The sequence below is a fragment of the Polaribacter sp. HL-MS24 genome (assembly GCF_032758595.1).
Taxonomy (GTDB): domain Bacteria; phylum Bacteroidota; class Bacteroidia; order Flavobacteriales; family Flavobacteriaceae; genus Polaribacter.
In genome coordinates this window covers 1,976,899-1,991,666 of sequence record NZ_CP136415.1, presented here as the reverse complement: position 1 = coordinate 1,991,666, position 14,768 = coordinate 1,976,899, and the positions used below count along the sequence as shown (strand labels likewise).

The window sequence follows — 14,768 nt, the reverse complement described above, 5'->3', positions numbered from 1 at the left end:
TTTTATTTTCAATGTATTTTTTAACAACTATAAAGTTGCAGCATATTCAATTAAATCTACAATTTTTGTAGAGTATCCCATTTCATTATCGTACCAAGAAACAACTTTTACGAAATTGTCGTTTAAAGCGATTCCAGCATTTGCATCAAAAATTGATGTACGCGTATCTCCAACGAAATCTTGAGAAACGATTAAGTCTTCAGTATACCCTAAAACACCTTTCATCGGTCCACTTTCAGAAGCAGCTTTCATGGCAGCACAAATTTCTTTGTAGCTAGCCGCTTTTTCTAACTTTACCGTTAAATCTACAACAGAAACATCCATTGTTGGAACTCTAAAAGCCATTCCAGTTAATTTCCCGTCCATTGCAGGAATTACCTTTCCTACTGCTTTTGCAGCACCTGTAGAAGAAGGAATGATGTTGTGAATTGCAGAACGTCCACCTCTCCAGTCTTTCATAGAAGGACCATCAACAGTTTTTTGGGTTGCCGTAGCTGCATGTACTGTAGTCATTAAACCTTCAACAATACCAAAATTGTCATTCAAAACCTTTGTGATTGGAGCTAGACAGTTGGTAGTACAAGATGCATTCGAAAAAATCTTTTGATCTGCTTTTAATTCTGTATTGTTTACACCCATTACAAACATTGGCGTATGATCTTTAGAAGGAGCCGATAAAACAACTTTTTTTGCACCTGCTACTAAGTGTTTTCCAGCAGTTTCCTCAGTTAAGAAAAATCCTGTAGATTCAATTACGTATTCTGCACCAACTTCATCCCACTTTAAGTTTGCCGGATCTCTTTCTGCTGTAATTCTAATTTCATTTCCGTTAACAACTAACATTCCATTTTTTACTTCAACAGTTCCATCAAATGCACCGTGAACAGAATCGTATTTTAACATGTATGCTAAATAGTCAACTTCTAATAAATCGTTGATTGCTACAACTTGTACATTTTCTCTTTTTACTGCTGAACGAAAAGCTAACCTTCCAATTCTTCCAAATCCGTTTATTCCAATTTTAATCATAATCTATTTATTTGTAATTGTTATTATGTGGTCATAATATCTGACACACGAATTAATTCTTTATTTATCTTTGATTGTCCTTTAATGGCTCTATCCAATGGAGTTAATGCAATTTTATCACACAACAAACCAACCATATAGTTCGATTTTCCATCCAATAAACTTTCAACTGCTTTTACACCCATTCTACTCGCCAATACTCTGTCAAAGCATGAAGGAGAACCTCCTCTTTGCATGTGCCCTAAAACCGATACACGAACATCATATTCTGGCATGTGCTCTTCGACATAATCTTTTAATTCGAAAACGCTTTTTCCAATTTTATCTCCTTCAGCAACTACTACGATACTTGAAGATTTACCAGATTCTTTACTTCTTACCAAAGATTCTAACAATCGATCAAGGCCTAAATCTTCTTCGGGAATTAAAATCTCTTCAGCTCCTGCTCCTACTCCAACGTTTAGAGCTATATGCCCAACATCTCTTCCCATCACTTCCACAAAGAACAATCTGTTGTGTGAACTCGCAGTATCTCTAATTTTATCGATTACCTCTACAACAGTATTCAATGCTGTATCATATCCTAAAGTATGTGAAGTTCCAAAAATATCATTGTCGATAGTCCCTGGAATTCCAATTACGGGAAAGTCAAATTCTTGATTAAAAATCATTGCACCTGTAAAAGTTCCATCTCCACCAATGGTAACCAAAGCATCAATATTTGCTGCTCTTAAAGCATTGTATGCTTTTTGTCTACCTTCTTTGGTTCGGAACTCAATCGATCTTGCCGATTTTAGGAAAGTACCTCCTTTATTGATAATCCCTTTTACACTACGTGCATTTAGGTCAATAAAATCACCTTGCATCATTCCTTCATATCCTCGATAGATCCCAACACAATCTATGTTGTGATAAGCGCAAGTTCGAACCACCGCTCTAATTGCTGCATTCATCCCAGGAGCATCTCCACCAGAAGTCATTACTCCAATTTTTTTTATTTTCTCCATATTTTTTACATTACAAAAGTACTGAATTTAAAGGTTTTTTTATAAAAAAATGACGAAATCGTTTTCGAATTAAGCACTGTTTTTTTTCTGAATTTTATATCTGAATTTCATGTTTTTATTTCAAGCTACAGTCTATTCAAATGGATTGACTATTTTCGTCAAACAAAAACAAATATACGCATGAATTTGTCGAATCTTGATTATGGGATCATTATCGGTTTTTTTATTCTATCGCTTAGCATTGGTCTTTGGGTCTCAAAAAAGGCTGGAAAAAATACTTCAGAGTATTTTCTTTCTGGAAGAAATATGCCATGGTGGCTGCTAGGAGTCTCTATGGTAGCTACCACTTTTGCTGCAGATACGCTAGGATTAGTAACCGAATTGGTTCGTAAAGAAGGGGTTTCTGGGAATTGGGTATGGTGGGCATTCTTACTAACAGGAATGCTAACCGTAATTTTTTATGCAAAATTGTGGCGGAAATCTGGAATTACAACTGATCTAGAGTTCTATGAAATTCGGTACTCAGGAAAAATGGCTGGTTTTCTAAGAGGCTTTAGAGCTATCTATTTAGGAGTTATTTTTAATGTGGTAACCATGGCAAGCGTTTGTTTGGCTGGATCAAAAATCGCCAATATCCTATTGGGAATTGACCAAGGAGAAATGTTAGTCTACTCATCAATCGTTGTGGTAATCTATTCGTCTTTAGGAGGACTTAAAGGCGTTTTAATTACCGATTTTGTACAATTTATCATTGCCATGATTGGTTCAATTTGGGCAACTATTTATATTTTAGACTTGCCTGAAATTGGAGGATTGACAACTTTATTGTCTCACGAGAATGTAAGTGGACAATTGGACCTGTTGCCTGATTTTTCAGATACTGAAGCCTTGGTTACCTTATTTATAATTCCGATAGCAGTGCAATGGTGGAGTACTTGGTATCCTGGTGCTGAACCCGGTGGAGGCGGCTATATCGCACAAAGAATGTTGGCTGCAAAAGACGAGAAAAATGCCACCTGGGCCACGCTATTTTTTAACTTTGCACATTATGCTTTGCGACCTTGGCCATGGATTTTAGTAGGATTGGCTTCTTTAGTAATTTTTCCAACTCTAGCAGATATCAATGCAGCCTTTCCAAATCTGCCCCCAGAAATGCAAGGACACGATGTTGCCTATGCAGCAATGATTACCTATTTACCAGCAGGATTAATTGGCATTGTTTTAACCTCACTAATCGCTGCTTTTATGAGTACCATCTCTACACAACTCAACTGGGGAAGTTCCTATGTTGTCAATGATTTATACGGACGTTTCATCAACAGGGAAGCCTCTGAACAACAAAAAGTAGTGGTGGGTAAAATTACTACAGTTGCTCTAATGATAAGTGCTGCAACTTTTTCTTTTTACCTCCAGTCAGCAAAAGATGTTTTTGATTTGCTGTTGCAGATTGGAGCTGGAACTGGATTGTTATTTATTCTGCGATGGTTCTGGCATAGAATCAACCCTTACAGTGAAATTGCTGCCATGGCGATTTCTTTTGTCGTTGCCATTTTCTTTTTTATCAATGGAAAAAAAGAAGTCCCTTGGATTGAAATTGCCAGCTATTGGCAATTAATTATTGGAGTCTTAATTACAACAATCGGTTGGGTTTCTGTTACACTATTGACAAAGCCCTCTTCGGAAGAAACCATCGAGAATTTTGAAAAATTGGTGTTTGATGGTGAAGATAAATTCAAAAATATTGGAATTAAAATTGTTGCCTTTTGTACAGGAGTTGTTGGAGTATATGCCTTTTTATTTGCAACAGGAAACTGGATTTATGGAGAACAATTAATCGCAACAACCCTCTCTATTCTCTCGCTAATTTGTGTCTGTATACTGATAAAAATTTGGAGAAAAATAGTCTAACTTTTAATTTGTGGTATCCTCGAAATCTCTTTCTTTAGAAAGGTGCTATTCTTTTACAATACGATCTGGTTGTGGTTGAAACGCTTTCTTTAAACCGACTTTTTTGAGAAAACTAGAAAAGTTATTGAAATTTACTTGATAAGAGAGCCCTACTCCTTGTGTATAGCCTTCTTCTTCTGTTGAGTATTGAATCTCATTCTGTCGATTAAAAATGACACCTCTAAAGTTGCCTCCCTTATTCAACAAGACTTCTATTTTTACTTCTCCAATAACACTTGATTGGGTTTTTGCCCCCACAGGGACTCCTACTTTTCCGTTGATAATAACTCTGTCGTTTACATTTGCACTCACAGAAACATCTACTTGGTTGTCAATATTAAGACGGTCTGTATCACTATTATCCACTCCTTGCACATAATCTACTCCAAAAGTCAACTTGCTATCGGGACTATTCATTAAACTAGAGAAAGCGGCAGCAACAGCACTTGATGCGGTACTCGTAATAGCAGAGGTGCTATCAAAATTTAATTTATCTGGATTTACAAAACTCCCTAGTGTAAGTAAGGAAATGAATTGTGTCGTTTTTTCATTGACGTTATTGTCATTTAAAATAAACTCCAATTCTGTTGCAATAGAAGGATCTACATTTGTCAATTCGATATCCAATTCTTGTTGGGAATTGAACAATCCACCGGTAATTTTAGTTACCAAATCAACTTCAATATTTCTACTGGAATTAAAGTTCTGTAATAAAATCGACGGATTTGCTCTGGCTTTGTATACAGCTGCAACATTTAAATTGGCGTCAGTAGGATTTCCATTCCAAGAAATCGTTCCCCCTTTTTGAATGGCAAAAGGCCTATTGACAAAACCTCCATATTTAAAGTCATAGACTCCATTATCAATCGTATAATCACCAAAAATATTGAACTTTCCTCTGGTATTGATTTGAATATCAATGGTTCCAGAACCAAAACCTGTTAACTGACTTCCATATACTTCATCAATTACGACTTGCATTTTTGCGTCTTTGGTAACATCGAGGTTCATATTTAAAGAGAGTCCTTTCAAAGCGTCTCGCACCAATTCTTTTTGTCGATCTGCAAATTTGAGTGTGTCTGATTTGAAATGAATTAATTTATAACTATTCACAGTTTCCACATCCTTTAAGGGAACTACGAAAACAGTTCCTACTGTGTACTTCCATTTACATCGATGGTCAATTGATCTGTCAGTCCTGTAATACTTGTAGAACCTTTAAAAAATCCAGTACCATAGTACAGAGCATCATCGGTATTTTGAGTATCTAGAATTAAAAGATTATCGGTATCAATATTCAATTCCAATTCCCACAGTTCAAAATTAAGATGAGAAATTCGCCCATCTAAAACACCCTTGGTATTGAATTTTTTGTCCAACAAATTAATTTTGTCAAAGAAAAAGGATTGCCCATCTAAAATAACTACAGACTCCCCATCAAAATTATAATCAACGTTTAAATACGGAAAAAGCATTCCTGCTTTTTTTAATCTCAAAATCCCTTGCATGTCTGGGTTTCCTAAAAAACCTGTTACTTTGATAGCTCCACTAGCCGTTCCTCGTAGGGAAGATAAAACGTCCTTGCCCAGTGGGCTGAATGCATTGAGATGAAAATCTTCTAAAAAAACGTTCAACTCAATTAAAGGACGAGTAGAAGAGAAATCTAACGATCCACTAGCTGCGATACTTTTTACTTTCTCGCTATTGAGAGACAAGTCTACATTGTATTTCTCATAGGAGTTATCTCCAATAATATTCAATGCCAAATCACCTTGTAGGACATTGTTAATTTCAAAATCTTGAATTAGAATACTAGCTACAGGACTGTAAACACCTTTTTGCTGCAAAAAATCTACATTTCCAGAAAACACTCCTTTTAAATCCAAACTGTCAATTTGTGGCAAGAAACTTTCTAATTTTACTTGGGAAAAATCTGCTCTTAATGCCTTTTCCGTATTGCCTTTTAAACTTCCTGTAAACGTAATTTGTTGCTCCTCAGAATTAATTTGAAACTCACTGAAATCGAATTCACCGGCTTTTAAGTCAAAGATTATTTTATCTGTAAATGTCTTATTCGGATGAATCTTCCAAACATTATCCTTGATATTGAAAGTCGATTCTTGGAAAGCTAGCACCGATTTTCCTTCTGGATTGATCGTATAATAAAAATCGACATTGAATGCTTCCTTACTTAATTTTCCTCCATCAAAAACGGATTTGAAATATAAAGTGTCATTTTCAGTTCTGTTTAAAAGATTCAATTTAGAAAGACTATAGTATTTGGTATTCAGTTTTGAGGCTGTTAAACTGGTGTTATACAATGTATTCTGGTTGTCGGTTAGCAATCGGACATCTTTAACTTCATTTCCATACGCTTCAATTCTTGGAGAAGTGATGTTGAGTTTTAATTGGTTTTTGTCAGCCACAATTTTCCCTTTGATCTTTGTTTGATCATCAATATAAATTTCAGGAAAAAACACGTGTACAATTTGATTGTAAACCGTAAAATTAAAATCAATAAATTGATTCTCGGCAACTTGATAGGGTTGGTAATTCGTATAAATGCTTCCTAGGGCATTTTGGGCTACAGGAAGCAATTCTGAAAAAGTAAATTTACCCGACAAGTATCCATTAGCAATGTCTTTTGATTCAACTTCAATTCGTTTGATATCTTCAATGACAGATGAAGAAACTTTAAATTCTTTAAACGTAAATTCTTCCTCTTGATTCGTGTAAAAAACATCTTTAAAAAATGCATTTCCTACAATATTTTCAAAAGAATTTCCTTCAACATCTATGACAATTTTACCTTTTAAAAGGGCTATAGAGTCTCTTGTAAAAAGATTTGTTTTTTGGAGGTTCAATAAAGAAATGTCTGCATCAAAATCAAATTTATGAATTGCTGAAGACAGGTCAGCCAAACCTTTAAAATTCATTTTAAGATTCTCATCGTCAACAGATAATTCGCCATCAAACTTGTTGTTTTGATACTGACCATTTGCATTGATATGATGATAGGCATAGTCTTTAAAATCAAATTTAGAAACAACTCCTTTAAAAGAGGTATTGATGTTTTCCAATTTAAATCCACTTCCATTGACAGCCCCTTTTAAAGACAACTGATGAAAAAGAGGATTGTTGAAAAAGGCTCCAATGTCAAAATTTACCAAACCAATATCTCCTTTATAGGTTGCGAAGTCAATATTGTCAATATTGGCAATCGTTAAATTCGAAACTACACTTCCTATATCAGAAGCTATCTTCACATTTGCGTTGACTTGCTCTGGAGTAACCTTAATCAATCCGTTTAAACTAAATCTCCCAAAACGAGAAAACTCTGATGGCATCGTATTTCCTAAAATATTGGGAAGAATACTTTTAAGATCGGAATAGGTGGCAGAGAGTTTGCTTAGATCTGCTTTAAAAGTAAAACCACTGTCAAAATTGACAAAGTGTTTGAATGAAAGATCTCCAAAAATTTCGACTCCCTTCTTGGATGTAAGTTCTAAATTTTGAATCTTCAAATTATTCAGTGTTCCGCTAGCGTTCGCCGTAAAAATGAGCAGATCGTTCCCACTCAGCTCACTATATAGTTTTTTAAAATCACGAATAGAAAAAGTGCTTTTTCTGAAAGCTGCCTTTACCTTTACTTTATTATTAAAATCGGCTAAATCGGCTCTCTTGTATGTAAAAAGAACATCTCCATCGATAGAAGAATTCAGCGTCTTTAAACTAGTATTTTGAAAGTGCATTGCACTGAGAGTATATTCAAAATCAGTACTGAAACTTGTAATTCCCAAACCACTCGAATCGATAAAAGATAGACCGCGAATTTCGGATTTCACTTCGGGACCAACAATAGAGAAATCCTGTAAAACCCCACTAATATTGAAAGCTTGGTACTTAATTTTTTGTTGATCATTTTCGTTGATCAGCTGGTAATTTAAATTGCTGACAGCTATTTTGGACGTTTCTAATACAAAAGGAGGTTTTAAAGAATCTTTCGACGATTCACCAAAGCGATCTATAAAAATTGTAAGATTGTCTTCCTGTTCATTTTTGTAAGTTTTCATATAAAAATGAGCATCCTCCAAACGGATGTTTTTCAATTTTACGTCGCCATCAAGTATTTTTTTGGCATTGAGGAGTGAGGTCGATAATCTATTTACAAAAATAAGAGTGTCTTTGTGATGGTCTCTGATTTCGATCCCTCTCAATTGAACACTTCCCAAAAAAGATAAATCGACTTTTTTTATCAATAAATCAGTACCGTACTCCGTATTGATTTTATGGGTAGCCATGTTCGCTAATTTGGTCTGAACAAAAGATGTAGACAACAAAAAAGCCAACAACAATAGAAAAAGCACCAAGTACTTTATCCATTTTAGCAGTATTTTTCCAATTTTTCTGATAACCAATTGTATTAAGTGATGGGAAACCTGAACAATCTTTCAAAAACACTGCCAGCCTTCACAAAGAACGCCCAAATATAACAAACTATTAAATTTCTATTCTTAAAAAACGCTTACATCGTAAAAAATTATGATTAATTTTGTCATTCAACAACATTGAATGCAAAAAACATACATTTTAGGGATCGAGTCTTCTTGTGATGATACAAGTGCTGCTGTTATTTGTAATGGTAAAGTACTGAGCAATGTAATTGCAAATCAGGAGGTACACTCAAAATACGGGGGAGTTATTCCAGAATTAGCTTCTAGAGCACATCAGCAAAATATTGTCCCCGTTGTCCAACAAGCGTTGGAAAAGGCAAACATTCGAAAAGAAGATCTTTCTGCCATTGCTTTTACACGTGGCCCTGGTTTGATGGGGTCTTTGTTGGTGGGTACTTCATTTGCAAAATCTTTAGCCTTGGGCTTGGCAATTCCATTGATTGACGTCAATCATATGCAAGCACATATTTTGGCGCATTTTATTTTGGAAGAAGGAAGCACAATTCCTCCCTTCCCTTTTATTTGTTTAACCATCAGTGGTGGGCATACACAGATTGTAAAAGTAAGCGATCATTTTGATATGGAAATTTTAGGCGAAACTATTGATGATGCCGTAGGAGAAGCTTTTGATAAATCAGCAAAAATATTAGGACTCCCTTATCCTGGAGGCCCCTTAATAGACAAACACGCTCAATTAGGAAACCCGAAAGCATATTCTTTTACCAAACCCAAAGTAGGGGATTTAGACTTTAGTTTTAGTGGTTTAAAAACAGGTATTTTATATTTCATTCAAAAAAAACAACGACTCAACCCCCATTTTATCAAAGAAAATTTAAATGACATTTGCGCGTCTATCCAAAATACGATTGTTGAAATTTTAATGGACAAACTTAAAAATACTGTAAGTCAAACGGGGATCAAACACATTGCAATAGCTGGAGGAGTTTCTGCAAATTCAGAAATCCGAAAACGATTAGTAACAGCCCAACAACATTTTGGTTGGACAACCTACATTCCAAAATTTGAATACACCACAGACAACGCAGCAATGATTGCCATTACAGGATATTTAAAATATTTAAACGGAAGCTATGCAGATCAGACCATCAGTGCAAAAGCTCGGTTAAAAGTTACCGAATAATTATTTATACGCTTCAAATGACAGCTTTCAAAAATAGGATTCAATTTTTCGTTCAGTATTATTTATTGTGGATTGCCTATTTTTTCTTTGCTCGGAATCTTTTTTTACTTTTTCATTATCCAGATACCGCCCAATTAGGCATTATCGATACTTTAAAAACATTTCTGTACGGCTTTCGTTTAGATGCTTCTTTTTCAGCCTATCTTTCGATCATCCCTTTTCTTTTAATTACCTCCACTCTTTTAGTTTCTAAAAAAATAAGTGCATTCCTATTGAAAGTAAGTAGTTATATCGCAATAATCGTGATGAATTTGATACTAATGATCGATGCATCACTCTATCAATCTTGGGGAATACGAGTCGACGCAACCTTGCTCAATTATTTAAACACCCCAGAGCTCATGTGGGCAAGTGCTTCTACTTTTCAACTGCTTTTTGGTAGTTTGCTGTGGGTTGTTTTTTCCTTTATATTTATTCGCTGCTTTCAAAAAACCATCAACACCCAATTTCAAAAACTAGAAAGAGGAACGCTCCTCGCTATCCCTTTTCTTTTCATAGTAATAGCCACACTAATCATTCCAATTCGAGGGGGATTACAAGTGATTCCTATCAATCAAAGTAATGTGTATTTCTCTAAGAACATGTTTGGAAACCATGCAGCCGTCAACTTTATGTGGAACTTTACCCACTCTATCTACAGTAAGGTTTCTACTGAAAATCCCTATCAAAAATTTGAATCGAGTATTGCCGATAAAATCATCCTTACAAGGAGAAAAAATAGTTTAAAAGCGACAAAAGATTCAATTTTAAACACCAAAAGACCCAATGTAATTTTAATTATCTGGGAAGGACTGACGGCAAAATTAGTAGCAGTTACTGGTGGCGAACCCAATGTAACAGAAAACTTCAATCGACTCTCTAAAGAAGGGATTTTGTTTACCAACTTCTATGCAAATGGAGATCGAACAGACAAAGGATTGATCGCAATTTTAAGCGGGTATTATCCACAAACCAACAAGAGCATTATTAAAATTCCCAATAAAAATAGAAGCTTGCCCATGCTCACCCAAAGCATGATTGATGCTGGCTATCACACTTCATTTTATTATGGAGGCGATCTGAATTTCGGGAATATGAACACCTATTTAAGAAACGCAGGGGTTACCCATTTTGTTGATGGTGATTCGTTTGATCAAAAAGACTGGAACTCAAAATGGGGTGCTCACGATCATGTGTTTATGAATAAATTAAGTGATGATTTAAGTCAAAAGCAAGAAGAACCCTTCTTTAAACTCGCGCTTACACTAAGTAGTCATGAACCTTTTGAATTTCCAGACAGGTATAAATTTGGTAAAGATACTGAAGAAAATAAATTTAGAAGTTCCCACGCCTATACGGACAAAGCGATTGGAGAGTTTATCAAAAATGCTAAAAAACAAGAGTGGTGGAACAACACATTAATAGTGATCATGGCAGATCACGGACATCGTTCACCAAAACACGAGGGTATTTTTAACTCTCCTAAAAAATTTAAAATTCCGATGCTATGGTTAGGAGGTGCATTGCAGCAAACCAACATTACTGTAAATACGATTGCATCGCAAGTCGATTTTCCCTATACAATCCTCGAATTGCTGGAGATTGACAATAGTGCTTTTGAATGGGGAAAGAGTATTTTGACTGACGATGAGCATCAATATGCCCATTATATTTTTAACAATGGATTTGGAACTTTAGATAAAAACGGTGTTGTGGTTTATGATTTTGTAAGCAATAAAGCAATCCTATCTTCAGGCGCTTCAAACACAGCATTGGACTCCTTAGGGAAAGCAATAACACAACAAGCCTATCAGGACTTTATTGAACGTTAAAAAAGTTTTATAAACCGACTCTTTTTAAAAGTTCTAAATACTAAAAAACAAGAAAAGGAATTCCCTTTTTAAGCGTTTTATCCTTAAATTTGCGAAACTAAAAAAAGCATCAATTCCGATGAAAAAAATTATCAATCTATTATATTCTACCCGCTTAACCGCTTTTTTATTCGTTTTGTATGCAACTGCTATGGGGGTTGCTACTTTTATAGAAAATGACTTCGGAACACAGACTTCAAAAGCTCTTGTCTACAATGCTTGGTGGTTTGAGTTGATCATGGTTTTCTTCATCATCAACTTTTTTGGAAATATTTTCAGATACCGTTTACTTCGAAAAGAAAAATGGCCGGTGCTGTTATTTCATATGGCTTTTCTATTCATTTTAATTGGTGCAGGAATTACCCGGTATGTAGGTTATGAAGGCGTGATGCCAATTGATGAAGGGGAAACTACTGATTTATTTTTATCTGAAACAACTTATTTGAATATTGTCATGGATGACAATAAAGATCAGGCCCCAAAAATTCACAAAAAACTTTTGCTCTCTGCTTGGGGAGAAAATGACGTTCACTTTGAAACTTCCTTTGGAAAGAATAGTGATCAGCAACAAAAGGTAAGCTTTGACTTGGTTGATTATATCCCGTGGGCAGAAAAAAAATTGGTTGAAGATGAAAATGGAGAAGAACATCTTTTCTTTGTCGAATCTTCTGAAGGTACCCGCCATGAACACTATATAAAAAGCGGTACTATCCAAAATATTCACGGAATTCTGGTAGGCTTCAATGCTCCGAATAACAATGCAACAGTTAGTTTCTTCAAAGAAGATGGAAACTTAAAAATGGTTGCAAAAGAAGAGGGAGACTGGTTTCGTATGGCAGATCAGAAAAGAGGAACTATCAACAGAGATTCTGTTCAGAATTTCCAATACCTAACCCTACACAATGTTTCTGGACTTCAGTTTGTCATTCCTAGGCCAGCAGAAAAAGGAACCCTAAAAATGGTAAGTGGACCTAAAGATGATAAAAAATTAGATGTTGTTGTCTTTGACATCACAACAAATGGAGTTACAGAAAGAATAGAATTAACAGGAGGAAAATACAATTCAGAAGGTGCAAAAGAAATTACAGTGGACAATCTAAACTTTAGGATCTTATACGGTTCCAGAGTATTAAAACTTCCATTTCAGATCAAGCTGAATGATTTTCAGCTGGAAAAATATCCTAGTTCAGAAAGTGCAGCTTCGTATGCCAGTGAGATCACCTTAATTGATCCTAGTGAGACTTTTGATTACCGGATTTACATGAATCATATTCTAGATTACAGAGGGTATAAATTCTTTCAGGCGAGTTATGATTTATCGGGAGAAGTCGAACAAACTCGCCTTTCAGTAAATCACGATTTTTGGGGAACTTTTGTGACCTACTTGGGATATTCGATGCTGTATTTTGGAATGATTTGTATCTTTTTCGCCAAAAACACTCGTTTTGATGATTTAAAAAAATCCTTAAAAAAGATGCGTGCTAAAAAATCAGCAATGGCTGCAATAGCGTTGATGTTGTTTAGCCAAATTTCTTTTGGACAACAAAACAGCCATCTACAAACAACCATTTCGAATCGACAAATTGATTCGATTTTAAAAGCGAATTTAGTTGACGAAAAACACGCAGAAGCTTTTAACCAATTAATCATTCAAGATGCTGGTGGGCGAATGAAACCTGCCCATACTTTTGCTTCAGAGTTGGTAAGAAAAGTTAGCCAAACGAATAGTTTTAACGATATGAAACCCAGTCAGGTTTTGTTATCAATTATCGAAAATCCTCGATTGTGGTTTGAAGTTCCCTTTATTTACCTTGAAAAAGGAAATACACAAATTAGAGAGATTTTAGAACTTCCTAAAGAGACAAAATATGCTCGATTATCGGACTTTATTACTCCAACCGGTGTCTATAAAATACGAGAAAAAGTTGCAGAAGCTCAAAAAGAAAATGTAAAAAATAAATTTCAAAAAGATCTTATCAAAATTGACAGAAGAATTGGCTTATTATATAGTGCTATCGGTGGCGGAATATTAAAAATATTTCCAATCCCCAATGATGAAAACAACACATGGGTTTCTCAACCAGAAACTGCTAGGTGAATTTTAAGGCCACTGATTCTGTTTTCGTAAGACAATCCTTACCTGTCTATATTCAATTTTTACAAGAGGCTAAAAAGACTAAGGATTATTCTCAAGCAGATACAGTTTTAGAAGGAATTAAAACATTTCAAAAGAAATATGGAGCCGCTGTCTACCCCTCTGCGAAAACTATCGATTTAGAAATTTTATACAATAAGACGCAGCCTTTTTTAACGCTATCTAAGTATTATGGGTATCTAAGTATTTTTCTGATCCTATTTGTAATTACACAAATTTTTTATACCAAAAAATGGATCAATACTTTGGTGAAAGTGTTAATTGGATTGACAGGAGTGCTATTCTTTTTGCATACAATGGGTTTAATATCTCGTTGGTTCATTAGCGGAAATGCACCCTGGAGTAATGCTTACGAATCAATAATTTATGTTGCCTATAGCAGTAATGCTGTTTGGACTAACCATAGGAAGAAAGTCCTCTTTAACGTTAACGGCTGCTACTTTTTTAACTGCCATCACATTGGCTTTTGCACATCAAAATTGGTTGGACCCAGAAATTGCCAACTTACAGCCAGTTCTTAATTCTTGGTGGTTAATGGTGCATGTTTCAATTATTGTAGCCAGCTATGGACCTTTTTCACTCTCGATGATCTTGGGGATATTCGCTCTCTTTTTAATTGTATTTACCAATAAGAAGAATAAGAAAAAAATGGACATCAACATCAAAGAATTGACAGTCATCAATGAAATGTCTATGACCGTAGGTTTGGTAATGTTAACCATTGGAAACTTTTTAGGGGGAATGTGGGCCAATGAAAGTTGGGGACGCTATTGGGGTTGGGATCCAAAAGAAACTTGGGCACTTATTTCAATTATGCTCTATGCTTTTGTATTGCACATGCGTTTGATTCCTGGGTTGAGAGGTAGATTGGCGTTCAATTTTGCATCGGCATTTGTCTACTTATCAATCATGATGACCTATTTTGGAGTCAACTTTTACTTATCTGGTTTGCATTCCTACGCTAGTGGAGACAAACAAGTAACTCCTAGAGAGGCATATATCTATATTGGTTTTTTAATACTCCTATTTGTAGCAGCAGCATTTAGGTACAAAAAATATTATAAAAAGTAAGTCTTCATTTTTTTCATTTAAAAATGTATTTTTGCTATTCACAAAAAAAGAGCC

Annotated in this window: 9 protein-coding genes; 5 read left to right on the top strand and 4 right to left on the bottom strand. The window is 35.2% G+C overall.

Going from position 1 to position 14,768, the window contains the following annotated elements; genetic code table 11:
• Positions 1 to 27: 27 nt before the first annotated feature.
• Both gap and pfkA read right to left on the bottom strand, forming a co-directional pair.
• Positions 28 to 1,029, bottom strand: coding sequence for a type I glyceraldehyde-3-phosphate dehydrogenase (gene gap, locus RRF69_RS09340; protein ID WP_316939529.1), 1,002 nt, complete (start codon positions 1,027 to 1,029; stop codon positions 28 to 30).
• Between the two features lie 23 nt (positions 1,030 to 1,052).
• A complete protein-coding gene (gene pfkA / locus RRF69_RS09335) occupies positions 1,053 to 2,036 on the bottom strand; it encodes a 6-phosphofructokinase (RefSeq protein WP_316939528.1) in 984 nt (327 codons plus the stop codon).
• Positions 2,037 to 2,216: 180 nt separating this feature from the next.
• On the opposite strand from pfkA, the gene RRF69_RS09330 reads away from it, so the two are divergent.
• The gene (locus tag RRF69_RS09330; RefSeq protein ID WP_316939527.1) at positions 2,217 to 3,944 is read left to right on the top strand and encodes a sodium:solute symporter family protein; all 1,728 of its coding nucleotides are present in this window, start codon (positions 2,217 to 2,219) and stop codon (positions 3,942 to 3,944) included.
• Between the two features lie 45 nt (positions 3,945 to 3,989).
• Here RRF69_RS09330 and RRF69_RS09325 read toward each other — a convergent pair whose 3' ends face one another.
• A complete protein-coding gene (locus tag RRF69_RS09325) occupies positions 3,990 to 5,096 on the bottom strand; it encodes a translocation/assembly module TamB domain-containing protein (protein ID WP_316939526.1) in 1,107 nt (368 codons plus the stop codon).
• A gap of 38 nt (positions 5,097 to 5,134) precedes the next feature.
• A complete protein-coding gene (locus RRF69_RS09320) occupies positions 5,135 to 8,284 on the bottom strand; it encodes a translocation/assembly module TamB (RefSeq protein ID WP_316939525.1) in 3,150 nt (1,049 codons plus the stop codon).
• A gap of 271 nt (positions 8,285 to 8,555) precedes the next feature.
• Between RRF69_RS09320 and tsaD the strand changes: the two genes are divergently transcribed.
• The 4 genes from tsaD to RRF69_RS09300 all read left to right on the top strand — a co-directional run bounded on the left by tsaD (position 8,556) and on the right by RRF69_RS09300 (position 14,714).
• Complete coding sequence (gene tsaD / locus RRF69_RS09315) at positions 8,556 to 9,578, top strand: tRNA (adenosine(37)-N6)-threonylcarbamoyltransferase complex transferase subunit TsaD (protein ID WP_316939524.1); 1,023 nt, start codon at positions 8,556 to 8,558, stop codon at positions 9,576 to 9,578.
• Between the two features lie 17 nt (positions 9,579 to 9,595).
• Positions 9,596 to 11,449, top strand: coding sequence for an LTA synthase family protein (locus RRF69_RS09310; RefSeq protein WP_316939523.1), 1,854 nt, complete (start codon positions 9,596 to 9,598; stop codon positions 11,447 to 11,449).
• Between the two features lie 118 nt (positions 11,450 to 11,567).
• On the top strand, positions 11,568 to 13,586 hold the full coding sequence (locus RRF69_RS09305) for a cytochrome c biogenesis protein ResB (RefSeq protein ID WP_316939522.1): 2,019 nt from the start codon (positions 11,568 to 11,570) through the stop codon (positions 13,584 to 13,586).
• 423 nt (positions 13,587 to 14,009) lie between these two features.
• The gene (locus tag RRF69_RS09300) at positions 14,010 to 14,714 is read left to right on the top strand and encodes a cytochrome c biogenesis protein (protein ID WP_316939521.1); all 705 of its coding nucleotides are present in this window, start codon (positions 14,010 to 14,012) and stop codon (positions 14,712 to 14,714) included.
• The last annotated feature ends 54 nt before the right edge of the window (positions 14,715 to 14,768 follow it).